We start from the raw sequence: 26,140 nt of genomic DNA, 5'->3' as shown, positions 1-26,140 counted from the left end.
CGGTGCCGCGCTCGTGCCTTCCCGGAGCGGTGGCGTCAGAACATCGGCGACGACGCGGTGCGCATGAACTCCTGCACGCGGGCGTCGACGATGATGTCCCGCTGCCGCACGGGGCGGGTCAGGTACAGCCCGTCGAGGCTCGTCAGCCGGCTCAGGGCGACGTACACCTGGCCGGGGCTGAACGCACGGGCGCCCAGGTCGATGACCGCCCGGTCGTAGGTCTGCCCCTGCGACTTGTGGATCGTGACCGCCCAGGCCAGCCGCAGCGGGAACTGGGTGAACTCCCCCACCTGCTCCTGCTCGATCGTCTGGGTCTCGTCGTCGAAGGTGTACGCGTACCGCTCCCACACCACCGGCTCGACCTCCACGTCGGAGCCGTCGAGCTCGACGATCACCTTGTCCGGGCGGATGGCGACGACGGTGCCGATCGACCCGTTGACCCACCGGCCGTCCGGGTCGTTGCGCAGGAACATCACCTGCGCGTCGGGCTTCAGCTCGAGCTCCGGGTCGGCGGGGAACGCGCTGCCGAACTCGCCCTCGATGTCCGCCCGTGCGACGCTGGAGCGTCCGGGCAGTCGGGCGAGCTCCTCGGCGTTACGCCGGTCGACCGTGCGGTTCGTCGTCGCGAGGGTGATGATCGGCTCGTCGGCGGGCGGCTGGCGGTGGCCGATCTGGTTGAGGCGGGCGATCCAGTGGTCGGGCACGCGCCCCTCGCGCACCGCGTCGAGCAGTTGCTTGAACCCGTCGTGCCGCTGCCGGTGGATGTTCGTCAGTTCGTAGACGCTCACCTGCGCCTCCTGCCACACCTGTGCGTCGAAGAACCACTGGCTCTGGTAGCGGTGGGTGTAGAACGCGCGCTCGTCGGGGGTGCGCGGCGGCACGGGCGCGAGCTGGTAGGGATCGCCGAACATGATCAGCTGCGCTCCGCCGAACGGGGCGCGCGACCGCCGCTTCGCCACCCGCAGGCTGCGGTCCATCGCGTCGAGCAGATCGGCGGAGACCATGGAGACCTCGTCGACGATCACGGTGTCGACGGCGGCGAGCACCTCGCGCGTCTCGCGGCTCATCGTGCGGCTGATCCGGGTGACGTCCTGCACCCCCACCCGCAGCCCGAACAGCGAGTGGATCGTCTGGCCGCCCACGTTGAGCGCCGCGACCCCGGTGGGCGCGCACACCACGACCTTGCCGGGCATCTCGCGCACGAGCCGGGCCAGCAGCGTCGACTTGCCGGTGCCGGCGCGCCCGGTGACGAATACGCTCTGCCCGCGCTCGGCGGCCTCGAGCACCGCCTGCTGCTCGCCGGTGAGGGTGATGCCCCCGGCGGACGCCGCGGCCGAGGGATGCCGCGAGCTCGCGTCCGTCTCGACGCCCTCCGTCGCTGCGGTGCTGTCCGTCACCGTCTCCTCCTCGTCCGGGCCGTGACGACGAGCGCCGCGAGCGCGATCGCCAGGGCGACGAGCGCGCCGCGATGCTGGTCGTCGAGCGGCGTCGGCCCGTCGACCCGCCCCAAGGCACCGTACCAGCCGGCCGCGAGCAGCCCCGTCCCGCCGGCCACCGCATGCCACGCCGCGGCGGCGGCGACCACGGCGAGCAGGGCCAGCAGAGGCAGGCGTCGTCCCTCGGGCAGCGCGACCAGCGTCGTCATCGCGCCGAGGCCGAGGGTCAGACCGGCCACGGTGACGGCGAGGTCGACGCCGGCGACGCCGACCGCTGCATCCCGCAGCGGGGTGAACGCGACGAGCGCGCCGAGCACGACCAGACCCAGCGTCCAGCCCCAGGCGCGCGCGGTCGGGTGGCCCGGAACGTCGGGAGCCGCCCCGCACAGCTCGCCGAGCAGCGGGGCGGCGAGCGCGGGCACGGCCAGTGCGATGAGTGCGAACCGCACCGTGGCGGCACTCGCCAGCACCGGGGCGAGGGCGCCCGCGCCGCCGCAGGCCGCCCAGGCCAGCAGCAGGCCGGCGATCAGCCCGGACATCCCGGCGGCTCGCCCAGCGGCTCCGGCGCCACGCCCCGACGCCCCGGACGCTCCAGCGGCCCGCGACCGCCGGAGCGTGCGCAGCGCGAGGAGGATCAGCACGACGGCCGCGGCCAGCCCGAGCGGATCCGGGGTCAGCGCGGTCAGCCAGGCCGAGCCGGCCAGCCCGTCGGGCAGTGGCCGCCCGGTGAGCAGCTCGGCCGGGGTGAGGGCGATGTCCCGCATCCGCTCGGCGCCGGCGACGGTGAAGGCGGCGGCGCCGGCGACGCACGTCCACCCGCACACCGTGACCACACCGAGCAGCGCCCCGAGGACGGCCGGCAGGGCGGGCTGCCATGTGGCCCTCCCCGCGCTCGGCTGCTCGTCCGCCGGCACCTCCAGGTGCACGTCCTGCCGCGGCCCCTGTGCTGCGTCCTGGCCCGCGTCCCGCTCCGCCTGCCCGCCGGCAGCTGCGTCCTGGCCCGCGTCCCACTCCGCCTGCCCGCCGGCATCCGACGATGGAGCCGTCCGCTGCCGCGGGCCGCGGGTGCGGGCCAGCAGCGCGACGATCACGACGACCACGAGGATGCGCAGCAGTTCCGCCGCGGCGATCGTGCGCGGGGCGCCCTGCGGAGAGACGACACCCGCCTGCCCGATCAGGCCGAGCACGGCGACGGGCAGCAGCGCGCGCGCCGTCCACTGGCCTGGGAGTGCGCCGAGCAGGGCGACTGATGCGGGGGCCACGAGCGCCCAGCTCTGCGGCGAGAGCGCGAACGCGGCCATCCCGTCCACGCCTGCGACCGTCGGGGTGGCGGCGAGCGTGCGCCACCAGGCCTCGCTGAACGTTCCCTCGGCGCCGGCCCACATCGCCGCGACGGCGGCCAGCGCCGAGACGGCGAGGGCGGCGAGCGTCCAGAGACCGGCGGTCAGCGCGGCGAGCTCGGGGGCGAGGGGCCTGTGCGCGATCGGCTCGGCCCCTGCCATGCGCACGCAGCGTGCGGACCGGGCCAGGAGAAGCAGGGTCAGCGCCGCGGCGAGATCGCGGGCGAGCAGGGTGAGCACGCCGAGCAGGTGCACCGTCGTCGGCAGGTCCGGCACGGACGCGGCGGGGCCGGGGGCGAGAGCGGGCAGCCAACCGGGTGCCCCGAGCAGGCCGAGCACACCGGCGACGGCCGCCGCGACGAGGCCTGCCATGGACACCGCGAGACCTCGATCGTGACGTGGCGTGCCGGGGACAGACGTGCCCCTGTCCCGCTCCTGGCCTGATTCGGGAGGGACGATGGCGGCAGACGGTGCTGGATGGGACGGCTCGGGCACCCGATCAGCCTACCCATCCGCCGGGGTGTGCTCTGCTCACGGGTGAACCACCTGCTCGACGAGCATCGTTGCGCCACGTCTCCCGCCGGCAGCCCGTGTTGCGCCACAGGCTGGCGCAGAACGGGCTGTCCCGACGCACCCTGGCGCGTTCGTGGCGGCATGACCCTCGGGAACGAACCGCGGCCAGGGCCGTTCCAGCCCCTGCACACGAAGAGAGGGAGCGCACCCGAAGGTGGCTCCCTCTCGAACGATGCCGCGCGAACGCGGCTCAGCACATGGCTGACGTCACTTCACCGCAGCCTTGAGCTTGCTGCCGGCCGAGATCTTCACGCCCTTGCTGGCGGGGATCTGCAGGGTCTCGCCGGTCTGCGGGTTGCGGCCCGTGCGAGCGGCGCGGTTCGTGCGCTCCACGGACAGCCAGCCCGGAACGCTCACCTTGACGCCCTCGGCGACGTTCTCGGCGATGGTCTGGAAGACCGCGTCGAGCACGCCGTTGACCGCAGCCTGCGTCTCACCGGTCTTGCTGGCGACCTCGGCAACGAGCTCGCTGCGGTTCAGAGTCTTGTCAGCCATGTGTACTCCCTAGTTCGGTTCGGTATTGGCTATGTACCTCAGCGGCTGATCACAGTCACTGACGGGCTGAACCCGCCCGGAACCCCGCTGTGAGAGCGGAACGGGCGGGTTCTCAGGCTACCAGCTCGACTTGGTGATGCCGGGCAGTTCGCCGTTGAGGGCCATCTGACGGAAACGGACACGGGAGATCCCGTACTCGCTCAGGTTTCCGCGGGGGCGACCGTCGATGGCGTCGCGGTTGCGGACGCGCACCGGAGAGGCGTTGCGCGGGAGCTTCTGCAGCCCGACGCGGGCGGCCTCACGCTGCTCGTCGGTGGCCTCGGGGTCGATGAGCTGCTTCTTCAGCTCTGCACGGCGCTCGGCGTACCGGGCGACGATCACCTTGCGCTGCTCATTGCGCGCGATCTTGCTCTTCTTTGCCATGAAAACTCAGCGCTCCTCGCGGAATTCGACATGCTTGCGGACGACCGGGTCGTACTTCTTCAGCACGATGCGGTCAGGGTTGTTGCGGCGGTTCTTGCGGGTCACGTAGGTGTACCCGGTGCCGGCCGTGGAGCGCAGCTTGATGATGGGGCGGATGTCGCTCTTCTTGGCCATCAGAGCTTCACCCCCTTGGCGATGAGCTCCTGCACGACGGCGTCGATGCCCCGGGCGTCGATCACCTTGATGCCCTTGGTGGACACGTTGAGGGTGACCTTGCGACGCAGCGACGGCACGTAGTACGTCTTCTTCTGCACGTTCGGGTCGAAGCGACGCTTGTTGCGCCGGTGCGAGTGCGAGATGCTGTGCCCGAAGCCCGGCTTGGCTCCAGTCACCTGGCAGACTGCTGCCATCGGTTCCTCCTGTACCGTGGCCGTCTCCGGCCACCCAAGATCTCTTGTCGGCGCGCCGCGGGGTTCCGCGGCGCACGATGCGAACGTGGAAGATTCGCAACCACGTCAGTCTATGGGAGCACAACCGCGCGCGCAACCGCGCGCATCTGTGCGTAATCACGCGCACCCGGCCGCCGACCGCGGACGTCGTGGTCACCGGGCGCCGTCGGCCCGGATCCGCGCGGCTACCGCTTCCCGGCCAGCTCGCGCGTGCAGCGCGGGCACAGGCCGATCACGTCGATGACGTGGGTGACCTCGGTGTAGCCGTGCTCGCGGGCCACGCCCGAAGCCCACCGCTCGACCGGCGGCGCGACGATCTCCACCGCCGCGCCGCAGCGCCGGCAGATGAGGTGATGGTGGTGCGGCTCGTCCCCGCACGCGCGGAACAGCTGCTGGCCGTCCGGATCGATGTGCACGTCGGCCAGACCGTCGTCGGCCATCCGGCTGAGCACTCGGTACACGGTGGCCACGCTGACGGTCGACCCCGCCTCCAGCAGCCGCTGGTGCAGCGCCTGCGCACTGAGGAACCCCGCCTCGTGCTCGAGGGCGTCTCGCACCGCCGTCTGCTGCCACGTGTTGCGCCGCTTCATCACTGCCATGATGCCCCATTGTGTCACCCCGTGGATGCTCTTGCCCAGCCTCCTGTTCAGGCCCGGACCCGGCGCGTGCGGCTCACTCGGGCACGGTCGAGGAGCCGGCGGGCACCCCAGGCCGCGCCCAGCGCGGCGGTCGCCACGAGCACGATGGCCGGCCCCGCCGCCACCGCCCAGCGCGCCGAGACGAGCACTCCGACCACGGCACAGCCGGCGCCGATGAGCGGGGAGGCGACGAGCATCCCCCGCCAGTGCAACCCGGCACGGGCGGCGGCGAGTGGTGGTGCGGCGAGCAGCGCGATCGCGAGGATCGCCCCCACTGCGGGGGTGAGTGCGACGACGGTCGCCGTGATCAGGGTCAGCACCACCGCGTCCACCGCCCAGGGTGCGAAGCCGGCCGCTCGGTACCCGGTCGGATCGAACGAGGAGTAGAGCAGCTGCCGGCGCAGCGCTGCGGTCACACCCACCGCGATGACGAGCACGGCCCCGGCGAAGACCACGTCGGCGAGGTCGACGGTGAGGATGCTGCCGGTGAGGAACGACTGCACGCGCACCGGCAGCGTGGGGTTTAGTCCGGAGAGCGTGGTGCCGAGAGCGAAACCGCCGGTGAGCACGACGCCGCTGGCGACGGCCGCTCGCTGGCGTCCCCAGGTGGTCAGGGCGAGCATGACCAGGGTGAGCGCGACCGCGAACAGCGCGTTGCCGACGAGCACGTTCCAGCCGACGAGCACCGCGATGATGCCGCCCGGGAACGTCGCGTGGGTGAGTGCGGTGGCGAAGAACACCCGGCGGCGCAGCACCACGAGCACGCCGACGAGACCGGCGAGGGCGCCGACGAGCGCCGCCTCGACCAGCGCCTGCCCGAGCCAGCCGACGAGATCGACGAGCGCGGTCATCTGCGGACTCCTGACTCCGGATCGACGGCATGCAGGCTCGCCACGCCGCGTCGCATCGAGGGCATGGCGGGAACGTCGTCGCACGGAGCGTGGTCGCCGGGCGCCGCGGGACTCCCCCGGCGCTTGCCGGCATCACGTCGGCCGAGCCGGCGCAGGGCCAGCACGACGAGTGACACCGCGTGGATCGCGATGAGCGCGCCGACGATCGCACCGCTCGGCGAGAGGCTCACCCGGTGCACCACGGAGGCCTGGAACGCGGTGACGAGCCCGGCCCAGCCGCCCAGCAGCGTGAACGCGCCCGCGAGCACGACCATGCCGCGCACGCCCGCCCCGAGGTTGCGCGCCGACGCGGCGGGAATGACGAGCAGGGCGAGCACGAGCAGGTTGCCGAGCACCTGCGAGCCGGCGACCACCGCCACCGCGAGCGCGAGGTTGAGGACGAGATCGGTCTTCAGCGGCGGGAACCCGCCGGCGCGCGCGCCGGTCGGGTCGAAGGCCCGGTACAGCTGGGCACGGCGGGTTGCCCACATCATCGTCGCGGCCAGGGCCGTGGCGGCCCCGATCGCCCACAGCTGCTCGTCACGCACGGCGAAGACCTGTCCGAACAGCAGCGTCTCCAGCTGACCGGGGTACCCGCCTGCGGAGACGATGATGACGCCGATGCTGAACGCGGTGGTGAGCACGACGGCGACGGGGGCGTCCGCCCGCCCCACCCGAGAGGCGACGAGGGTGAGGATGACCGCGGCGAGAGCACCTGCGACGAGCGCGCCGAGCAGGGCGCCGTCGCGTCCCCAGGCCGCACCGACCGCAAGCCCGGGGAACACGGCGTGAACGAGGCCGTCGGAGGCGAACTCGAGGTCGCGCAGTGCGACGAAGGCGCCGACGGCCGCGACGAGCACGGCGAGGATGACGAACGCGATGAGCGCCCGCTGCATGAACGCGTAGTCGAGGAACGGCCCGACGAGCACCTCGGTCATCGTGTGCTCCCCCGCCGGCTCGCTGGCGTGTCATCGGCGACGGGCCCGCCGGGGGCCTCCGCCGCCGGCGCGTCGCGGAACGGCGCGGCGTACACGGCGGCCACGTCACTGCGGCCGGAGTACGCGGCGGTGATCACCGCGGGGGCGAGTGCCTGCGCGATGGGCCCGAAGGCGAGCTGACGGCCCGCGAGCACGGCCGCGTGCGTGCACACCGCGCGGGCCAGGCCGATGTCATGGGTGGAGAGCACGATCGACATGCCGCCGGCGGTGAGCTCGGCGAGGATGTGTTCGAGGGCGTCGCGGTTCGTCTCGTCCAGACCGTTGAACGGCTCGTCGAGCAGCAGCAGCCCGGGGTCGCCGGCGAGGGCCCGGGCGAGCAGGACGCGCTGGCGCTGCCCGCCCGACAGCTCGCCGAAACGGCGGCGCGCGCGGTCGGCCAGCCCGACCCGCTCGAGGGCGTCCGTCACGGCGCGACGGTCTGCGGCGGAGGCGGGGCGCAGCCAGCCGAGCGGCCGGTCGGTCTCGCGGCGGTAGCGTCCCATCGCGACGACCTGGCGGACGGTGACGGGAAAGGTCGGGTCGACCTCCGCGGTCTGCGGCAGGTAGCCGACGTCCCGCCGGGCGTCGGCCGGTCTGCGACCGAGCACGCGCACCGTGCCGCGCACGGGACGGGTGAGCCCGAGCAGGCCCTTGAGCAGCGTCGACTTGCCGGAGCCGTTCGGGCCGATCAGGGCGAGTGCCTCACCGGCGTGCAGCGTCCCCTCGACGCCGGTGAGCACCGCAGTGCGACCGTCGTAGCCGAGATCGAGCCCGTGCAGCTCGACGGTGACGGGCGCCGCGGGGGACGCTGGACTTCCCTGTGCCGTGGTCCGCCCTGTCGTGGTCTCCGTCGTCATCGCCAGTCTGCCTCCGTCCGCGCGCCGCGCGGCGCACCCGCCTGCCATTCTCCGCCATTCTCGCGACCGCCCGCCGACGAGGTTCCTCGCGTCGACGGCGTCCGCCGACCCGTCATTCCCGCGGCCGGTCTCGACACGGTCCCGGCCGGCTCGCGCGGGGCGGGCCGGCCGGGGATCGGATCGGGCTGGGTCAGAGCTCAGGTGCGGTGAGGTCGAGACCCCACGACTGGCCGATGAGCGTGACGTTGTGCACGGTCGCGTCGATGTAGGTGGCCCCGTCGCTGCCCTCGGTGCCGAGGGAGTCGCCGTAGAGCGCGTCATCCCCGGAGTAGAGCCGCACACCGGACTCCTGGGCGATGCGGTCGGCGACCTTCGGGTCCACCGATGCCTCGGCGAAGACCGCCTTCACCCCGGTGGCCTCGATCTTCGCGACGAGCTGTTGCAGCTCCGCCTCGCTGGGCTCGGCGTGGTCATCGAGGCTGCCGAGCACGGAGTCGTCCTGGGTGATGTCGTAGGCCTTCACGAAATACCCGAAGGCGTCATGGGTGGAGACGAACTTCCGGTCATCCGGGGCGACCGGCTCGAACGAGGTCGTGATCCACTGGTCGAGCGCGTCGAGCCGCGCCTCATAGGCCTGCGCGTTGTCCTGGTAGGCGTCCGCATGGTCGGGGTCGGTCCTGGCCAGCCCGTCGGCGATGTTCTGCACCATCTGTCGCGCGTTCTCCGGCGCCGTCCAGATGTGCGGGTCCTCGGCACCGTGGTCATGCCCCTCGCCCTCGGATGCCTCGCCCGCTTCGTCCTCTTCCTCGCCAGCCTGCAGGGTGATGCCGGTGCTGGTGTCGATCACCTTGTCAGACGCCGCGGCATCGCTGACGATGTGGTCGAGGTCCACCCCGTTGACGATCACCGCGTCGGCGCCCTCGATCGCGGCGGAGTCGGCGGCCGTCAGCTCGATGTCGTGCGCGCTCTGGTTCGGCTGCACGATCTGGGTGATCTCGGCGCCGGTGTCGCCCACCACGTTGCGGGTGAAATCGGCCACCTGCGTGGTCGAGGCGACGATGTGGACGGACTGGTCGCCGCCGTCCGCCTGCTCGCCCTGGCTGCAGCCGGTCAGCGCCAGCCCGGCCGCGGCGACGAGGCCGATGACGGATGCGGTGCGGAGGTGATGTCTGGTCATGTCTGCTCTGGTCTCTTCCCTGTTCACGATGACGCGCCGCCGAGGTCACGATGACGTGTGACCCGCTTCACGAGTTGACCCGGTTCACGACGCCACGCCGTCCCGCCCAACCTGGCGCGGTCGGCTCGATGGCGCGATGGATCCGAGCGTAATCGCTATTGTGAATCGTTGTCAATACGAGCCGGGGCGCCCCACCCTCGTCACACCCGCACCCACGTCACGCCGCGGTCACCGGCACCCGCTGGAACGTCTGGCACCACTCCGGCAGCCGCCCCGGCAGGTCGCCGACCGCGACCGGCTGATCGACCGGCAGCACCGTGGTGGTGAAGACGAGCGGCCCCGCGTCGAGCACGTAGCCGTCGTCGGCGGAGCCGTCAGCCCGCGTCGTGACGGCGACGAGGCGGCCGTCCGGCGCGGGGCACACCCCGGTGATCGCGTCCTCCCCGTCGACCGCGGCCAGCCGGGTCGCGCCGTCCACGCCGAGTCCCCAGACCTCCTGCCGGATGCCGGCGTCCCCGACCCGCGCGTACACCGCGACCGCCCCGGTCGTCGTCGGCCACAGCGACACGAGCCGGGCATCCGCCGGCACGCCGGCCGGCAGTGAGGCGTCGAGCCGCTGCCGCGCCCCAGACCCGACATCGACGAGCAGCCAGCCGCCTGACGCATCGGTCACCATGAGCTCGCCGGTCGCCGACCAGCCGGTGACATCGTCCGCCGCGCCGAGCGGCAGGGCCTCGCGCTCCGCCGCGTCATAGCCGGCGTCACCGGCCACCGCGTCCGGCAGTGGCAGCCGGACGAGCGTGCTGTCGGCCTGTCGCAGCAGCAGGAACCGGCCGTCCCGGGTGAACAGCACGAGATCCGCGAGCGCGGCGGTGCCGTCGGGCATCGTCACGAGCGTCGCGTCGGCCTGCGCCGCGCCGGCCGACGTGCTGCTCGACGGGCTGGGTGACGGACCGCCTGTCGTGCCGTCTGACACGTCCGTCGCCTCCTCGAGCCGCCACACGAGGGTCTGATGGCTCTCCTGCGCGAGATCGAGCGGGGTGAAGGTCGCCGTGACCAGGTCGCCGTGCACCGCGAGCCCGATGACCGTTCCCGGGGTCGGCAGGGCGAGGGCGACCGTGTGCGCGTCACCAGCGTGCACGCCGGCCGGGTCCGCCTCGACCGCGGCCCGATCCACCGCGGTGAGCGTCGTGGCGGTGTCGGTCTGGCTCGCCGCCGCGACGACGACCCACCGGTCGTCGGCGACGTACGTCTGGATGCGCGGGGCGGTGAACACCGTGCGCTGGTCGCCACCGGGCGTGGACAGGACGATGCGGTCGTCGCCGCGCATCGCGTCCTTCGCCGTGTAGGCCCCACCGCGCCGCAGCACGAGCGACGGGGTGAGGGCCGCCGCGGCCTCTGCATTCGCGTCGGTGAGCACGCGGTCCTCCCGCTGCGACCACCGCTGCGTGCCGATGAGCACGGTCAGCAGCATGACGAGGACGCTCGCGAGCGCGACCCGCCAGGGCCAGCGGCGGGGCGTCTCATGCCGGTCAGCCGAGGTAGGGGTCATCGGGCTCCTCGATCGCGTGCAGGTCGTCCGGAGCGAACACGATCGCCGCCGAGCTGGTGGTGCTGGGGTTGACGGCGAAGCCGCCGGTGCCCTCCACCCAGGAGTTCACCGGGAACCGGTCGCGCCAGCCGGGCAGGTGCACGGGGATGCCGACCGGCTGGGCGTCGAGCGTGCAGCAGGTGATCCGGAAGCGGGTGATGAGCAGCACGTCGTCCGGGTCGGTCTCGTCGGGTGTGACGAAGCCTGAGAACGTCGCCTCGTGCCCCGCGTAGAAGGCGAGGTCGCCACGCAGCTGCATCGTCGCCGCCCAGTCGACCATCGTGTAGTCGTCGATGCTCGCGCCGAGGTCGATCTGGCCGGTGAGAGTGCGGGCGAGCGCCGTGCCGCCGGAGGCGACGTCACGCCCCAGCGCCTGCCGAGAGCTCAGCGTCGTGGGTGTCACGACCGCGAGGGCCGCGACGACCACGACCGTGCTCAAGGCGACGAGCACCGGGGGACGCCGCAGGCGCGCCGGGGCCGCGTCCCCATGTCCGTGGCCGGGCAGCGCGATCGCCACCCCGACGAGCGCCAGGGCGATCACGGCCATCACGATCGAGAACCACAGGTAACGCGGATGCACGTACAGGTCGAGCCGTCCGGTGGCCGCCAGCCACAGGGAGAACAGCGCCGTCGCCGTGGCGACCACCGCCCCGGACCAGCGGCGCACCCCGGCGGACAGCCGGCCCGGCCAGCGGGCGGGCGTGGGTGTGGCGGCCGGCCGCTCAGACGAGCGCATTGACCACCACCCCCGTCGTGATCGAGAACAGCACAACGATCGCGAGCAGCCAGCCGAGCAGCCGCCAGCGGAACGTGGTGCGCAGCAGGGCGAGCATCCGCACGTCGAGGATCGCGCCGAGCAGCAGGAAGGCCACGAGCGCCCCGGGCAGGAACGTCGACCCCACCGCGAGGATGAAGAACGCGTCGACCGTGGAGCACACCGACACGATGAAGGCGAGCACCGTGAGCGCGACCACGCCCCACAGCGGGTCTCCGCCCAGCGCCACGAGCGTCGACCGGGGCACGAACACCTGGATCGCGCCGGCGATCGCCCCGCCCGCGACGAGGGCGAGCAGCATCGAGGCCGTCTCGGACCGGAACGTGTCGCCGCTCTCGCGCAGCCGGCGCAGCATCCTGCCGCCGCCCGCATGGGCGTGGCTCGCGTCGCATCCCGCGGCGAAGGCGGGCACGAGCAGCGACCGGGGCTCGGGATGCAGGCTGAACAGCCAGCCGACCAGGTTCGCCAGCAGCAGCGCCCCGCCCACGCGGGCGACGAGCACGCCGTTCTGCCAGCCGAACGCCTGCCAGGTCGTGATGATCGTCACGGGGTTGACCACCGGCGCGGCGATGAGGAACGTCAGCGCGTCGCCGACGCTCATGCCGCGGTCGAGGAACCCGCGGGTGACCGGCACGTTGCCGCATTCGCACACCGGCAGCAGGATGCCGAACAGCGAGATGACCGCGCGCCGCGGGATGCCGCGCCGGGGCAGACGGTTCAGCAGCAGCCCCGGCGGCAGCCAGTGCCGCAGCACGATCGCGATGACGATGCCGAGCACCACGAAGGGGAATGACTCGACGAGCACGCTGAGCGACAGGGTCAGCCAGTCGGAGAGATCCTCGCCCGGCGTCGCATCGGACAGCGGGTTCGCCCAGCGCACGGCGAGGAAGCCCGCGGCGGCCGCGAGCGCGACGGCGAGCGCGATGATGCGGCGGGCAGGCGCCGCGGCGGCGCGGAAGGAGTCGGGGGTCGCGGCGGCCTCGGGCGAGAGGTCGTGGCCCGCCACGGTGTCGCGGGAGGCATCGGGGTTCCGGGCCATGGCGTCCTCGATCAACGCGAGGTCGAGACGTGCACGCCGGCGCGCGCCAGCATCCGCGCGACGACGACGCCGAGCGCGGCCCACACGATCTGCGCGCCGACGAGGGAGACGGCGGTGCCGATCTGCAGGGCCGGCACCATCTGGGACATCCGCCACACGAGCCAGTGAATGCTCAGCAGGAAGGCGCCGTTGAGCAGCGCGGCGAGCAGCACGCCGTACCAGGTGAGCATCCGGTACCGGCTGACGAGCGCGGCGAGCTCGACGGCGATCGCGACCACCGCGGCCGCGACGAGGTTGCGCGGGTTGAAGCCGCCGAAGGGGGTGACCACGATCGCAGCGACGGCCCCGGCGACGAGGGCCGCGCCCGGACGCCGGATCAGGCTCGCCGCGAGCACGCCGACGAACAGGGCGGTGCCGGTCATCGGCGCGGCGAGCACCGGCGAGATCGCGTACAGCGCGGTGGCCGCGGCCTTCGTCGCGGCGGTGAGGGCCGCCCCGAGCGCGCCGATCGTCGCGGCGACGAGCAGCTCCCGCGTCGTCCAGTGCCACACGCCGCCGGGACGTCCGGCCTGCGTCGGTCGCGTCGGCTGCGTCAGTTCGGGCGCGTCGTTCATGTGCATCTGCTTCTCTCCACCTGCGGCGACGGTGATCCCTTCAGGTGTTCGGGTGTGCCGGCTCAGGGAGAGGGCACCGCACCACTATCGCTCACGAGTCGCAATAACCGTAGCATCCTCGGCCGGCTTCTCTGCATCCGTGTCTCGGGCGCCGAGTCCCTGCATTCGTGCGCACATCCCGGCGTCACACACCCGGCACGCCGACGGATGCGCTCCGCCCGTGAGTGCGATATGATCGAGCGTCGGGCTCATGCCCGTGCAGTCTTTCGTGTATTTGCCGGTCTCGGTGAATGGCACGCCCACCGAGAAGAGAAGGAGTGACCATGAAGGTTCGCGCATCGCTCAAGTCACTGAAGAACAAGCCCGGCTCGAAGATCGTTCGTCGTCGCGGCCACACCTACGTGATCAACAAGAAGAACCCCCGCTGGAACGGCCGTCAGGGCTGATCCACCGGATCGTTCGACAGAGCGGCCCCGGAGCGCCTGCTTCGGGGCCGCTCTGCGTCCCCACCCCAGCTCTCGCAGGCATCGCAGCCCGACGCGACTGCCCTCACACGTCGAGCAGCAGCGCGGGCTCCTCGAGCACCGAGGCGACGTCGGCGGTGAAGCGACTGGCGACGTCCCCGTCGACGCAGCGGTGGTCGAACGAGGCCGACACCGTCGTGACGTAGCGGGGCCGCACCTCGCCGTCGACGACCCAGGGCTTCTGTCGGATCGCGCCCATCGCCACGATCGCCACCTCGCCCGGGTTGAGGATCGGCGTGCCGGCGTCGACGCCGAACACCCCAATGTTGCTGATCGTGATCGTGCCGTGCTGCATGTCCTCCGGGGGCGTGCGCCCGGCCCGGGCGGTCGCGGTGAGGTCGCCGAGGGCGCGGGCGAGCTCGCGCAGGCTCAGCCGCTGGGCATCCTTGATGTTCGGCACGAGCAGCCCGCGGGGCGTGGCCGCGGCGATGCCCAGGTTCACGTAGTGGTGGATCGTGATCCGCTCGTCGTCGAAGCTCGAGTTCGCCTGCGGGTTGCGCCGCGCCGCCCAGATGACGGCCTTCGCCATCACGAGCAGCGGCGAGACCTTCACGTCCGCGAACGACGGCGAGTGCTTCAACCGCTGCACGACCTCCATCGTGCGGGTCGCGTCCACGTCGACGAAGACGGTCACATGGGGCGCGGTGAACGCGCTCGACACCATCGCCCGGGCGATCGACCGGCGCACCCCGTGCACGCGCACGATCTCGTCGCGCAGCGCGTCCGGGCCGACAGCGCCGTCCGGGCCGGCTCCAGCCCCGCGCGACACATCCGGCGCGACGGCGGACGGGCCCGCATCCGATCCCGCCCCCGACGCAGCACCTGCCGTGTTCGAGACCCCCGGCACAGCACCCGCAGCGCCCGCGACGTCCGACGCGGTGTCAGCGACATCCGCGACACCCGAGCCCGCAGCATGGCGTACGGGCACGACCTGCTCGCGCTCGGCCGGCCAGTCCGGCGTCTCGATGTTGCGGAAGACGCTCACCTGCCGCGCGTGCGCGAGCACGTCCTCGCGGGTGACCTCGCCGCCTCGACCGGTACCGTGCACGTCCGCGAGCGCGACGCCGAGATCGCGGGCGAGCCGGCGGATCGGCGGGCGGGCGATCGCGGGCGGGCGGCGGTCGTCGTGCGCGCGCGTCGGCCGGCCCGTGCCGCGGGCGGATGCCGTGCGCGCGTCGGTCTGCGTGTGCTGGGACGCGCTGTGGCCGTGCCGGCGGTGCGCGCGTCGCGACCTGGGGGCCGGGCTCGCCCCGTAGCCGACGAGATTCGCGACGGGGCGCTCGTCCGCGTCGTCGGCCGCGGCCCGGGCGTCCGGTGAGGGCACGGTCGCCGCATCCGTCACGCCGCCCGACCGTGGTGCATCCGCACGCCAGTCGCCGGCCGCATCCGCCGCATCCGCCGCATCCGCCGCAGCCGCCGCAGCCGCCGCAGCCGCCGCATCCGCCGCAGCCGCCGCAGCCGCCGCAGCCGCCGCATCCGCCGCGACGGTGAGCAGCGGGCCGCCGAGCTGGACGATCTCACCCTCCGCGGCGTGCAGCGTCTCCACCGTGCCGGCGAACGGCGAGGGCAGCTCGACGACCGACTTGGCCGTCTCGATCTCCACCACCGTCTGGTTCACGGCGACCGTGTCGCCGGGGGCGACCAGCCACCGCACGATCTCGGCCTCGTCCAGGCCCTCGCCCACGTCGGGCAGTCGGAATGTCTCGCTCATGCGGACTCCTCGCATCCTCGGTCCTCTTGCGTCTTCACGTCTCTGCGCCCTGACCGCGCCCGGCTCAGTACTCGAGCACCCGATCCACCGCGTCGAGCACGCGGTCGGCGTCGGGCACGTAGGATCCCTCGAGCCGGGCCGGCGGGAACGGCACGTCGAAGCCGGTCACCCGCGCCACCGGGGCCTCCAGCGAGTAGAACGCCCGCTCGCCGAGCTGGGCGGCGATCTCGCTGGCGACCGACACGGCGCCCGGGGCCTCGGCGACGACGACCGCATGCCCGGTGCGCTCGACCGACTCGACGATCGGCCCGTAGTCGATCGGCGAGATCGAGCGGATGTCGACGACCTCGACGCTGACGCCCTCACCGTCGGCGATCTCCGCGGCGTCGAGCATCACCGGCACCATCGACCCCCAGCCGATCAGGGTGACCCGGTCACCGGGACGCACGACGCGGGAGCGGTGCAGCCCGGCGGGCGGGGCCTCGAACGAGACCGGCCCCTTCTGCCAGTAGCGCCGCTTCGGCTCGAGGAAGACCACGGGGTCGTCGCTCGCGACGGCCTGGCGGATCATCCAGTACGCGTCGTTCGCGGTGGCCGGGGCGACGACCCGCAGCCCCGGGGTGTGCGCGAAGTAGGCCTCGGGGCTCTCCTGATGGTGCTCGATCGCGCCGACCCCGCCGCCGTAGGGCAGCCGGATGACGACCGGCATCGACAGGGAGCCCTCGTGCCGGTTCGTCTGCCGGGCCAGCTGCGAGGTGATCTGGTTGAAGGCGGGGAACACGAAGCCGTCGAACTGGATCTCGACGATCGGCCGCCAGCCGCGCATCGCCAGGCCGATCGCGGTGCCGACGAGGCCCGACTCGGCCAGCGGCGAGTCGTACACGCGGCGGACGCCGAACTCGCGCTGCAGCCCGGCGGTCACGGTGAACACGCCGCCGAGCGCGCCCACGTCCTCCCCGTACAGCAGCACCCGGTCGTCCGCGGCGAGCACGTCATGCAGCCCCTTGTTGATCGCCCGGGCCATCGGCAACTCGCGCACGCGTGCCGCGCCCGCGGCGCCCGCCCCGGTCCCATCCGCCCGACGGCCATCCCGCCCGGCTCCCCAGGCCGCCGTGTCGTCCCGGGCCGCCGCATCCGTCCGTGTCGCCCCGACCTGCGAGGTCTGCTCTGCCGCCACCGTCACGCCTCCTCGTCCTCGAAACCGGCCTCATAGTCGGCCAGCCAGGCCGCCTGCGCCTCGGTGACCGGGTTCGGCTCCGTGTACACGTGCGCGAACATGCTCACCGGATCAGGGTCGGGCAGGGCGGGCACGGCCTCGCGCACGCGGCGAGCCTCGGCCTCGGCGAAGGCGGCGACCTCGTCGAAGAACGTCTGCGGCACGTCGCGGTCGTGGCGCAGCCAGGTCTCGTAGCGGGCGATCGGGTCACGCTCGGCCCAGGCCTGTTCGAGCTCGCGGGTCCGGTACTTCGTCGGGTCGTCGGAGGTGGTGTGCGCGCCCATGCGGAACGTCACCGCCTCGACGAGCCCCGGCCCCTCCCCCGCGCGGGCGGCGTCGAGCTGTGCGCGCGTGACGGCATAGGCGGCGAGCACATCGTTGCCGTCGATGCGCTCGGCGCGCAGGCCGAACCCAGCGGCGCGGTCGGCGATCGGTCGGGCGGCCTGCACGCCGGTGGGCACCGAGATCGCCCACTGGTTGTTCTGGCACAGGAACACCTCGGGCACGTGCAGGCTCTCGGCGTAGACCATCGCCTCGGAGACGTCGCCCTCGCTCGTCGCCCCGTCTCCGAAGCAGGTGAGCACCGCCGTGTCGCGGGCCGGGTCGCCCGTGCCGACGAGTCCGTCGAGGGCGACACCCTGGGCGTACCCGGTGCCGTGCAGGGCCTGCGTGCCGATCACGAGCGTGTAGAGGTGGAAGTGCGTGGCACGCCAGTCCCACCCGCCGTGGGTGACGCCGCGCAGCATCCGCAGCAGGTCGACGAAGTCGACGCCGCGGATCATGCCGATCACGTGCTCGCGGTACGAGGGCATCACCCAGTCCTGGGCGCGCGTGGCGCGGCCGGCGCCGACCTGCGCGCCCTCCTGACCGACGGACGGCACCCACAGCGCCAGCTGCCCCTGCCGCTGCAGCGCGGTCGCCTCGGCGTCGAGCCGGCGCATCACCGCCATGTCGCGGTACAGGGCGCGCAGCGTCCCCTCATCCAGCGCGTCGACGATCGCCGCGTACGGCTCGTTGCGGGCGTTGCGGCGCAGCCGCCCGTCAGGGGCGAGGAACTGCACCCCCTCGGCCGGGTCGAACGGGGCCGCCGAGGTCGCCGTGTGCGCCGCCTCCGCGGGGCGCACCGCCGCGAACGACGCCGCCCCGGGGCGATCGGCTGGGGATCGATCCGGGGCGGGCCGTGCTGGAGCTGTCGAGGGACGCGTCATGTCCCCCATCGTGACATCGATGGTTGGTATCAAACCTCCAGACCACGCACAATTTCGGCCGTGGCTGTTAGGAGGGGTTCGACAGATTCCCGCTCGCCGACGGTGACGCGGATGCCCTCGGGGAACACCCGGGCGATGATGCCGTGGCGCTCGAGGATCTCCGCGGCCCGCAGCGTGTCGTCGCCGGTGGGCAGCCACACGAAATTGCCCTGGGACGGGGTGACGTGCCACCCCTGGTCGATGAGCCCGGCCTCGATCCCGTTGCGGCGGCGCACGATCGTCTCGATGCGCTCGTCGAGCTCGTCGCGGGCGTCGAGGGCGGCCTTGGCCGCCTCGATCGTCACGGTGGTCAGCTCGAACGGCAGCCCCGAGGCGCGCACGGCGGCGATGACGGCGGGGTCGCCGATCGCGTACCCCGCGCGCAAGCCGGCCAACCCGTAGGCCTTGGAGAGCGTGCGCAGGGTGACCACGTTGCGGTGGTCGGCGATGAGCGCGAGCCCGTCCACGGCGTCCTCGTCGCGCACGAACTCGAGATACGCCTCGTCGATGACGATGAGCACGTCGGAGGGCGCGGAGGCCACGAAACGCTCGACCTCGTCATGGGTGAGCACGGTGCCGGTCGGGTTGTTCGGGCTGCACAGCAGCACGGCCCGGGTGCGGTCGGTGATCGCCTCGAGCATCGCGTCGAGGTCATGCCGGCCGTCGGCGCCGAGCGGCACCTGCACGGAGGTCGGCCCGTTGAGGGTCATCACGCTCGGGTACCCCTCGAAGGAGCGCCACGCGTACACGACCTCGTCGCCGGACACGGCGACGGCGGTGACGAGCTGACGCAACACGGCGATCGACCCGGGGCCGACGGCCACCTGCGACTCGTCGACGTGGTGCATCGCGGCGAGCCTGCGCACGAGCCCGCGCGCCGCGGAGTCCGGATACCGGTTGATCGTCTCGGCCGCGCCCTCGATCGCGGCCACCACGCTCGGCAGCGGCGGGAAGGGGGTCTCGTTGGAGGAGAGCTTGAAGCCGCCCTCCGGTGCAGGGCGCCCCTGCTGGTAGACCGCGGCGTTCGCGATCTCGGGGCGCAGCTTGATGGGTGCCGTCTCAGACGGCTGTTGTCGCGGATCGTCCATTCTCCCAGTCTATGCCCCGTGGTCGCCGACGCGACCGCGGGCGACGCCGCGCCATCACCTCGCCCGGGAGGCGGCGGTCGCGGGTTCCCACCCGGCCACCCCGTCTGAAGCACGCCGGTGCCTCACGAAGACGCCGCCCTGCCGCGCGCCCCCGGCATGTGCGACAATGCCAGCGACCGCGTCAGGCGAGCACGCCGGCGGCCGTCCCGCATCCCCATGCCCCAGACCCGCGGCCCGCCCGCGTGACCAGGAGGTGACCATGTCCGCACTGACCGACGTGCTGCACGTGCGCGGGCTCGTGCGCCTGATGGGCGCGCAGCTCGTGGCCCGCATGCCCCAGGGGATGCTGAGCATCGCCCTGCTCATGCACGTCCAGCGCGTGCTGGGCGGCTACACCGCCGCCGGCCTCGCCGTCGCCGCGTTCTCCGTGGGCGCCGCCGTCTCCGGCCCGCTGCTCGGCCGCGGACTCGTCCGTCTCGGCGCCCGCCGCGTGCTCGGCATCACGCTCGCGGGCAACGCGCTGCTCACCGCCGTGCTCGCATACGGCCCGCACACGCTCGCGAGCCTGCTGCCGACGGCGCTCGCGCTCGGACTGCTCACCCCTCCGATCCTGCCGATCGCCCGCAGCGTCTATCCGATCATCACCCCGCGCGGGCTGCTCGCCGAGGTGTACTCGCTCGACTCGATCACCCAGGAGCTCATCTGGATCGCCGGCCCGGTCATCGTCACGCTCGTCGTGCCCGCCGCCGGCACCTCGGTGGGCCTGCTCGTGGTCGCGGCGCTGGGACTCGGCGGCGGGCTGCTCGTGCTCACCGCACCCGCCGTGCGCGAGGCGCGGTTCGCTCCCAGCGGCAAACGCCTCGGCCGGGTGCTGCTGAAGTGGCCGGTGCTGGTCACGGTGGTCTCCGGCACCCTGCAGAACGCCGGGTACGGCGCGACCGAGACCGCGCTCGTGGCCATGTTCGCCGACCAGGGGGTGACCACCGGCGTGATCATCGCCGTGTTCTCCCTCGGCTCCGTCCTGGGCGGGCTGTTGTTCTCCCGCGTGCCGATGCGGCCATGGTCGATGGCGACCCGGCAGGTGGCGCTCGCCGTCGGCACGCTCGCCGCCGCCGCGTCCACCGACCGCTGGTGGGTCGGGCTGACGCTGTTCATCGCGGGCATGGGCACCGCGCCCTCGCTGGCGGTCATGTACAACGTGGTCACGTCAAGCCTGCGCAGCGCGGACGCCGCAGAGGCGTTCGGCTGGCTGTCGAGCGGGCTGCTGGCCGGCATCGCCTGCGGCAGCTCGATCGGCGGGGCGGTCATCGACGCGGCCGGAGCACAGGCCGCCCTGCTCGTGGCCGGCATCCTGTGCGCCCTGGCCGTGCTCGTGCCGGCGCTCACCGCCTCCCAGCTGCCAGATCTCTCTCGGCACAGCGGGCCGCTCACCGACACCAGCGCGGTGCCGGTCATCCGGCTGGGCCGCCGCGCAGACTGACCGAGGCCGTCAGACGGCCGCGGGCGGCGGGACCGGTCGCCCCTCGAAGTATGTGCGCAGCACCACCCTCGTGCGCGTGCTGACGTTGGCCGCGGTGCGGATGCGCTGCAGCAGGCCCTCCAGATCGCTCGGCCGGGGCACGCGGACGAGCAGCAGGTAGCTGGCGTCACCGGCGATCGAGTAGCAGGCCTCGACCCCGTCGACGTCCTCGAGCCGGTCCGGGGCATCATCCGGCGCGGCCGGGTCGAGCGGGGCGATCTCCACGAAGGCGGTCAGCGGCAGCCCGATCGCGTCCTGGTCGATCACGGCGCGATAGCCGCGGATGACCGCGGACCGCTCGAGTCGCTGCACCCGGGACTGCACCGCCGAGGTGCTCAGCCCCGACGCGGCGGAGAGCGTCGACAGCGTCGCGCGCCCGTCGGTGGCGAGCACGGCGAGGATGCTGCGGTCGATGTCGTCCATGGAGCGATTGTAGTTCCAGGGGCGACTCTGCTCACGCCCGAACGCGCTGCCCGTCGGCGAAGGCGACCAGTCGGCGCATCCCCTCGCGGATGTCGTCGGGGTCGCCAGCGTATGACACACGCACGAAGCCGCTGCCGGCCGCGCCGAACGCCTCGCCCGGGACCACGGCGACGTGCTGCTCGGCGAGCAGGCGCCGGCTGAACTCCGCCGAGGGCATACCGGTGCCGCGCACATCGATGAACGCGTAGAACGCGCCCTCGGGAGCCGGTGCCCGCAGCGTCCGCGAGCGGGCGAGCGCGGCGAGCACGATGCGTCGCCGCCGGTCGTAGGCCAGGCGCATCCGCTCGACGTCCGCGTCCAGCCCGTCGAGGGCGGCCCGGCCGGCGTGCTGTGCGGGCGTGTTGTTGGAGGAGTGGACGAGCTCGGCGATCTTCGCCGTCTCCGCGATCAGTCCGGCGGGGGCGGCAAGGTAGCCGATGCGCCAGCCGGTCATCGCGTACGTCTTCGAGAGGCTCTCGACGATGATCGTGCGCTCCCGCATCCCGGTGCGCGCCGCGATGCTCGGGGCGACCGCGTGCGCTCCTGTCACGGCCGCCCCGTAGACGAACGCGTGATAGACCTCGTCGGAGATCGCCCACAGCCCGTGTTCGACGCACACGCGGGCTATCCGCTCCAGCTCGTCGGCGCCGGTCACCGCACCGCTGGGGTTGCCCGGAGAGTTGATGATGACGGCCTTCGTGCGCGAGGTCACCGCGGCGGCGATGTCTTCGGCGTCGAGCCGCATGCCGTTCTCCGGCCGCAGCGGCACGTACACCGGCCGCCCCTCGCACAGCAGCACCTGTGCATCGTACGACGTGAAGTGGGGCGAGGGGATGATGACCTCGTCACCGGGGTCGAGCAGGGTGCGCAGGGCGAGGTACAGCCCGAAGGTGGCCCCGGGCACCGCCTGGATCTCGGTCTCGGGATCGTAGTCGAGCCCCTTCGCCCGTCGCGTGTAGTCTGCCGCGGCGCGCCGCAGCTCGGGCAGGCCCAGCACGTCGGTGTAGTGCGTCTCCCCGCGCCGGATCGCCGCGACGGCGGCCCGGGCGGCCGGGGCGGGCACGGACTCGGCGGGTTCGCCCAAGGCCAGCGAGATCGCGTCGGGCACCTGCTCGCAGGCGTCGAAGACGTCACGGATGCCCGAGCGCGGGGTGTGCTGGGCGATCGAGGACAGCAGTGCGGGGACCACGGGACGACCTCCTCATGCTGAGTATTCCGGCTTACTCCCCGCACCTTACCATTCTTTTATCGTTCAAGCGGATGTATTCAGGATTATTTCCAGTTTCATCGTGTTCTTCAGTCATCCCACCGACGTCGTGTCCGCCCAGGCCCCGGCCACCGACCTGCCGGAGGCGTTCACGAGGACGGCGGTGGCGAGCGCGCCATATGGCCCCCGCCACGTGCTGTGCAGCCGGTAGAGCTCATGGGCGTCCACCCTGGCCCGGGCACGGAACCCCTCCTCGGCCCAGGACACGGGGACGCCACGGCCCATCACCGTCACCCGCACGCCGTGGACGTCACCCTCGACCCGGCCGGTCACGGTCACCGAGACCAGGCCATGGACGTCGCTCGCCCCGACCTCGGCCCGCAGATCGACGATGCGAGCGGGCCGGTCCGCACCGGGCGTCGCCGAACGGATGGCGACAGCCGCGTCCTCCAACGCTGCGTCTGCCAGCCGGGTCGGCCGATGCCGACCGAAGGGGCCGCCCGCGTCGACGAGCATCCGCTCGATGGCCAGGGCGATGCGGAACAGCAGCCGGTCGGAGCCCGACGGACCGAGGACCGTCACGCCGATCGGCATGCCGATGTCGGGCAGCAGACCGAGCGGCACGGTCACGGTCGGGATGCCGAGATGCCGGATCGCCTGATTGCCGTTCGCCACCCACGTGCCGTTGCGCATGGCGATCCGGTTCGAGGCGGGGTTGAAGTCCGCGTCGAACGGGCCGATGTCCGCGACCGTCGGCAGCAGCACCGCGTCACGGCCGGCGTCGGCGAGCCACTGCTCGAGATCCACCCGCCGGGTCGCCTCGAGCCCCTGCAGCCCCGCGGCCAGCTCGTCGATCTCCGCGAGCGTCGGCACGTGCTCGCGCGCCCACTGCACGTAGTCGGCGATCGTCACGTCCGTCTGGTCGCTGAACGGCACAGCTCCCGGCGGCTGGGGGAAGATCATCGCCCCGTCCACGTCGGCGAGCGCGTGCAGGTCGGGGTCGTCGTTGAGTCGCAGGAAGCGATCCCAGGCGTGAACGGTCAGCCCGTGGCGTTCGGCGGTCAGGAAGCCCGGGGGGACGATCCCGCGGGTCGCGAGCGTCGGGGCGCCGGGCCGGTCGCCCTCGTACCGGGTGATCACGGGGAAGTCCGTCCGGTCGATGCCGGCGCCGCGCTCCCGGAGCATGGCGAGCATCCGCTCGAACAGGTCGATGACGCTCGCCCTGGTCTCGATCGGCGTGGTCGCCTCGCGATCCCGGCCCACGTACATGTCCGGCACCGCCAGTCGCAGTGCGGCGAGATCGGCCGGATCCACCCCCGCCACCGGCGGGTCGACCGGCGGCAGCTCCACGCAGGGCTGCTCCCGCCAGAAGTCCCCCGCCGTGTCGGGGTCCGGCTCCGCGAGCGCGGCGGAGACGATCGCGAGATCCTCCACCGAGCGCGCGTACGGCACGACGACGTCCATGGTCGGCACGAGCGGCCAGTTGCCGCGCACCGAGATGACTCCTCGCGACGGGGTGTAGGCGGCCAGCCCGTTGTTGGACGCGGGGGCCCGCCCCGACGACCAGGTCTCCTCACCCAGCCCGAAGGCCGCGAACGACGCCGCGACGCCCGTCCCCGACCCGTTCGAGGAGCCCGACTGGTAGGCGGCGGTGAGGAAGTCGCGGTTGTACGGGCTCTCGGCCCGCCCGTACAGCCCTCGCTGCATGCCGCCGTCCGCCATCGGCGGCATGTTCGTCAGTCCCAGGAACACCGCGCCCCGCCGACGCAGCACCGCGATCGCATGCGCATCCCGACCGGCGATAAGCCGGGCGAAGGCCGGCGAACCGGCCGAGACCGGCATGCCGCGCACCGAGAAGCTGTCCTTGGCGATGAAGGGGATGCCGTCGAGCACCCCGCGGTCCTCGCCCCGGGCCCGCCGGCGGTCCGAGGCCTCCGCCTCGGCGAACGCGGCCGGGCTCAGGCGCACGACCGCGTTGAGCAGCGGGCCGTGCCGATCCCAGGCGGCGATCCGGCGCAGATACGTCTCGACCAGCTCGACCGCGGTGGTCTCGCCGGATGCGAGCGCACGGGCCAGCTCGGTGATGCTGCTCTCGGCGACGTCGAACATGGGGGCTGTCTCCTTCATCTCGTGTGGTGGCGGGGCGCTGTGGCAGCGGGAGCGCGTGCCCCGGTCAGAGCGCCTCGTGGGTGAGACGACCGCCGACCAGGGTCGCGCGGACGGGGATGTCGGCGATCTCGTGGGGCTCCACCGCGCGCGGGTCGGCGCCGAGCACGACGACGTCGGCGAGCATCCCACGCCGCAGCCGTCCGCGGCGGTCGGCCATGCCGGTCGCCTGCGCGCTGCCCACGGTGTAGGCGCGGAGCGCCTGGTCGACGGTCAGGCACTCCGCGGACGTGCCGAAGACGGCGCCGGAGGCGGTCTCGCGGGTGACGAACTCCTGGATGCCGACGAGCGGCTCGCCTGGAGCGCACGGCCGGTCGGAGCTGCCGGGCAGCACGATCCCCGCGTCGAGCAGCGAGCGGCCGCGGTAGGTGATCGCCGCACGCTCCGCACCCAGCGAGCGGATCATGCCGTCGCCGATGTTCGCGAAGAACGCCGGCTGGGGGGTGGGGACGATGCCGAGCTCGCGGATGCGGGCGATCTGGTCGTCGCGCAGTACGGCCGCGTGCTCGATGCGGTGCGGGATCGGCGGCCGGCCGGCCAGCCGCATCCCCTCGGCGATCGCGTCGATGGCGACGTCGATCGCCCGGTCGCCGATCGCGTGCGCGGCGACGGCCCATCCCGAGCGGGCGGCCTGCACGATGCGGTCGTGCAGCAGGTCGGCCTCGTCCTGCAGATACCCCGAGAAGTCGTCGTGGGTGTGGTAGTGCTCGGTGAGCGCGGCGGTCTCGCCGGAGAGCGCCCCATCGGTGAAGATCTTGGTCGGACCGATCGACAGGCGGTCGTCGCCCAGTCCGCTGCGCATCCCCAGGTCGAGGCCGATGCCGAAGTCGTCGTCCGCGTGGGCCGGGATGTCGTGCAGTGTGCCGATGAACGGCATCACCTGTGCCCGGGCGTGCAGCCGCCCGGCGTCGAGTGCCTGCTGGTAGGCGAGCAGCTCCACGGGGCTGTAGCCGATCCAGCCGCCGGCGATGCCCGCGTCGGTGAAGCTCGTCAGGCCCTGCCGGGCGTACTCGGTGGTGGCGCGGTCGAGTGCGGCGACGATCGCCGCGGTCGAATAGGGCAGGGTCAGCTGCTGCACGATCGTCTGGGCCTGCTCCTCGACGAGCCCGGTCGGGGCGCCGTGCGCGTCGCGGACGACCCGCCCGCCCTCCGGGTCGCGGAAGCCCGGCTGAAGCGCGCCGATCATCCGCAGGGTCACCGTGTTGACGATCGACGAGTGGCCCGAGGTCTGCCGGATGAACACGGGATTGTCCGGGCTGATCCGGTCGAGCTCGCGGATGTCGGGGCGTTCGCCGCCGTAGAGGTGGTGGTTGAACCCGGTGCAGCGGATCCACTCCCCCGGCCGGGCCGCGGCGACGGCGTCGCCGACGCGTGCATAGAGGTCCGGCAGCGTGTGCAGATCGCCGAGGTCGACCTCGGCGAGGGTCAGTCCGTACCAGGTGGTGTGGCAGTGCACATCGTTGAAACCGGGCAGGGCGAGCCCGCCGCGCAGGTCGAGACGCTCGACGGCGTCGAGCCCGTCGAGGTCATCGTCGACACCCGCGATCCGCCCGCCGAGCACGCCGACGCGGTGGGCGACCGGGTGCTCATCATCCATTGTGAGGAACGTCGCGTTCTCGAGGATCGTGTCGAGTCGGAACATGTCAGAGTCCTTAGCCTTCATCTCGCAGCTGGATTGTTCACGGGGCGCGCGACGCGTCTCGCGGCGGCCGCTGCACCAGACCGC

Annotated in this window: 25 protein-coding genes; 2 read left to right on the top strand and 23 right to left on the bottom strand. The window is 72.8% G+C overall.

Annotated features, from left to right (window positions below; all coding sequences use genetic code 11):
• Positions 1-35: 35 nt before the first annotated feature.
• From F8O02_RS02030 to F8O02_RS01960, 15 genes are all read right to left on the bottom strand, one after another.
• Positions 36-1,397, bottom strand: a complete 1,362-nt coding sequence (locus tag F8O02_RS02030) for an ATP-dependent DNA helicase (protein WP_318655762.1) — start codon at positions 1,395-1,397, stop codon at positions 36-38.
• On the bottom strand, positions 1,394-3,148 hold the full coding sequence (locus F8O02_RS02025; protein ID WP_158035562.1) for a hypothetical protein: 1,755 nt from the start codon (positions 3,146-3,148) through the stop codon (positions 1,394-1,396). Before F8O02_RS02025 ends, F8O02_RS02030 begins: the two co-directional genes overlap by 4 nt.
• A gap of 408 nt (positions 3,149-3,556) precedes the next feature.
• Positions 3,557-3,844, bottom strand: a complete 288-nt coding sequence (locus tag F8O02_RS02020; RefSeq protein ID WP_158035561.1) for an HU family DNA-binding protein — start codon at positions 3,842-3,844, stop codon at positions 3,557-3,559.
• Between the two features lie 117 nt (positions 3,845-3,961).
• Positions 3,962-4,267, bottom strand: a complete 306-nt coding sequence (gene rpsN / locus F8O02_RS02015) for a 30S ribosomal protein S14 (RefSeq protein WP_158035560.1) — start codon at positions 4,265-4,267, stop codon at positions 3,962-3,964.
• A gap of 6 nt (positions 4,268-4,273) precedes the next feature.
• Positions 4,274-4,441 carry a 50S ribosomal protein L33 gene (rpmG, locus tag F8O02_RS02010; protein WP_158035559.1) on the bottom strand — a complete coding sequence of 56 codons (168 nt, stop codon included), beginning with the start codon at positions 4,439-4,441 and terminating at the stop codon, positions 4,274-4,276.
• Positions 4,441-4,677 carry a 50S ribosomal protein L28 gene (gene rpmB / locus F8O02_RS02005; RefSeq protein WP_158035558.1) on the bottom strand — a complete coding sequence of 79 codons (237 nt, stop codon included), beginning with the start codon at positions 4,675-4,677 and terminating at the stop codon, positions 4,441-4,443. The genes rpmG and rpmB overlap by 1 nt, the downstream gene beginning before the upstream one ends.
• 224 nt (positions 4,678-4,901) lie before the next feature.
• A complete protein-coding gene (locus F8O02_RS02000) occupies positions 4,902-5,315 on the bottom strand; it encodes a Fur family transcriptional regulator (protein ID WP_225734055.1) in 414 nt (137 codons plus the stop codon).
• A 47-nt stretch (positions 5,316-5,362) separates the two neighbouring features.
• Complete coding sequence (locus tag F8O02_RS01995) at positions 5,363-6,205, bottom strand: metal ABC transporter permease (RefSeq protein ID WP_158035557.1); 843 nt, start codon at positions 6,203-6,205, stop codon at positions 5,363-5,365.
• Entirely contained in the window at positions 6,202-7,182 is a 981-nt protein-coding gene (locus tag F8O02_RS01990; RefSeq protein WP_158035556.1) for a metal ABC transporter permease, read from the bottom strand. The genes F8O02_RS01995 and F8O02_RS01990 overlap by 4 nt, the downstream gene beginning before the upstream one ends.
• The gene (locus F8O02_RS01985; RefSeq protein WP_158035555.1) at positions 7,179-8,078 is read right to left on the bottom strand and encodes a metal ABC transporter ATP-binding protein; all 900 of its coding nucleotides are present in this window, start codon (positions 8,076-8,078) and stop codon (positions 7,179-7,181) included. Before F8O02_RS01985 ends, F8O02_RS01990 begins: the two co-directional genes overlap by 4 nt.
• Positions 8,079-8,268: 190 nt before the next feature.
• On the bottom strand, positions 8,269-9,255 hold the full coding sequence (locus tag F8O02_RS01980; protein WP_158035554.1) for a metal ABC transporter substrate-binding protein: 987 nt from the start codon (positions 9,253-9,255) through the stop codon (positions 8,269-8,271).
• Positions 9,256-9,472: 217 nt separating this feature from the next.
• Positions 9,473-10,807 carry a hypothetical protein gene (locus F8O02_RS01975; RefSeq protein WP_158035553.1) on the bottom strand — a complete coding sequence of 445 codons (1,335 nt, stop codon included), beginning with the start codon at positions 10,805-10,807 and terminating at the stop codon, positions 9,473-9,475.
• A complete protein-coding gene (locus F8O02_RS01970) occupies positions 10,788-11,582 on the bottom strand; it encodes a TIGR03943 family putative permease subunit (protein ID WP_158035552.1) in 795 nt (264 codons plus the stop codon). Before F8O02_RS01970 ends, F8O02_RS01975 begins: the two co-directional genes overlap by 20 nt.
• Complete coding sequence (locus tag F8O02_RS01965; RefSeq protein ID WP_158035551.1) at positions 11,569-12,660, bottom strand: permease; 1,092 nt, start codon at positions 12,658-12,660, stop codon at positions 11,569-11,571. Before F8O02_RS01965 ends, F8O02_RS01970 begins: the two co-directional genes overlap by 14 nt.
• 11 nt (positions 12,661-12,671) lie before the next feature.
• Complete coding sequence (locus F8O02_RS01960) at positions 12,672-13,274, bottom strand: ECF transporter S component (protein ID WP_179416219.1); 603 nt, start codon at positions 13,272-13,274, stop codon at positions 12,672-12,674.
• 323 nt (positions 13,275-13,597) lie between these two features.
• On the opposite strand from F8O02_RS01960, the gene ykgO reads away from it, so the two are divergent.
• Positions 13,598-13,720, top strand: coding sequence for a type B 50S ribosomal protein L36 (ykgO, locus tag F8O02_RS01955; protein ID WP_028245785.1), 123 nt, complete (start codon positions 13,598-13,600; stop codon positions 13,718-13,720).
• Positions 13,721-13,823: 103 nt separating this feature from the next.
• Here ykgO and F8O02_RS01950 read toward each other — a convergent pair whose 3' ends face one another.
• The 4 genes from F8O02_RS01950 to F8O02_RS01935 form a co-directional block, all read right to left on the bottom strand.
• Positions 13,824-15,509, bottom strand: coding sequence for a dihydrolipoamide acetyltransferase family protein (locus F8O02_RS01950; protein ID WP_158035549.1), 1,686 nt, complete (start codon positions 15,507-15,509; stop codon positions 13,824-13,826).
• 64 nt (positions 15,510-15,573) lie between these two features.
• Positions 15,574-16,533 carry an alpha-ketoacid dehydrogenase subunit beta gene (locus F8O02_RS01945; protein WP_158035683.1) on the bottom strand — a complete coding sequence of 320 codons (960 nt, stop codon included), beginning with the start codon at positions 16,531-16,533 and terminating at the stop codon, positions 15,574-15,576.
• Between the two features lie 155 nt (positions 16,534-16,688).
• Positions 16,689-17,933 carry a thiamine pyrophosphate-dependent enzyme gene (locus F8O02_RS01940; RefSeq protein ID WP_158035548.1) on the bottom strand — a complete coding sequence of 415 codons (1,245 nt, stop codon included), beginning with the start codon at positions 17,931-17,933 and terminating at the stop codon, positions 16,689-16,691.
• Positions 17,934-17,962: 29 nt separating this feature from the next.
• Positions 17,963-19,060, bottom strand: coding sequence for a histidinol-phosphate transaminase (locus tag F8O02_RS01935; protein WP_158035547.1), 1,098 nt, complete (start codon positions 19,058-19,060; stop codon positions 17,963-17,965).
• Positions 19,061-19,319: 259 nt separating this feature from the next.
• On the opposite strand from F8O02_RS01935, the gene F8O02_RS01930 reads away from it, so the two are divergent.
• Complete coding sequence (locus tag F8O02_RS01930) at positions 19,320-20,540, top strand: MFS transporter (protein WP_179416220.1); 1,221 nt, start codon at positions 19,320-19,322, stop codon at positions 20,538-20,540.
• Between the two features lie 9 nt (positions 20,541-20,549).
• On the opposite strand, the gene F8O02_RS01925 is transcribed toward F8O02_RS01930, so the two are convergent.
• The 4 genes from F8O02_RS01925 to F8O02_RS01910 form a co-directional block, all read right to left on the bottom strand.
• On the bottom strand, positions 20,550-21,002 hold the full coding sequence (locus tag F8O02_RS01925) for an Lrp/AsnC family transcriptional regulator (protein ID WP_158035545.1): 453 nt from the start codon (positions 21,000-21,002) through the stop codon (positions 20,550-20,552).
• A gap of 31 nt (positions 21,003-21,033) precedes the next feature.
• Positions 21,034-22,230 (bottom strand): pyridoxal phosphate-dependent aminotransferase, encoded by a 1,197-nt coding sequence (locus F8O02_RS01920; RefSeq protein ID WP_218859509.1) that lies wholly within the window; start codon positions 22,228-22,230, stop codon positions 21,034-21,036.
• 111 nt (positions 22,231-22,341) lie between these two features.
• Positions 22,342-24,357 carry an amidase gene (locus F8O02_RS01915; protein WP_158035544.1) on the bottom strand — a complete coding sequence of 672 codons (2,016 nt, stop codon included), beginning with the start codon at positions 24,355-24,357 and terminating at the stop codon, positions 22,342-22,344.
• A 64-nt stretch (positions 24,358-24,421) separates the two neighbouring features.
• Positions 24,422-26,077, bottom strand: coding sequence for an amidohydrolase (locus F8O02_RS01910; RefSeq protein ID WP_225734054.1), 1,656 nt, complete (start codon positions 26,075-26,077; stop codon positions 24,422-24,424).
• Positions 26,078-26,140 lie beyond the last annotated feature (63 nt).

The sequence above is a fragment of the Pseudoclavibacter caeni genome, assembly GCF_008831125.1.
Classification (GTDB): domain Bacteria; phylum Actinomycetota; class Actinomycetes; order Actinomycetales; family Microbacteriaceae; genus Pseudoclavibacter_A; species Pseudoclavibacter_A caeni.
This window is presented reverse-complemented; position numbering and strand designations above follow the sequence as displayed.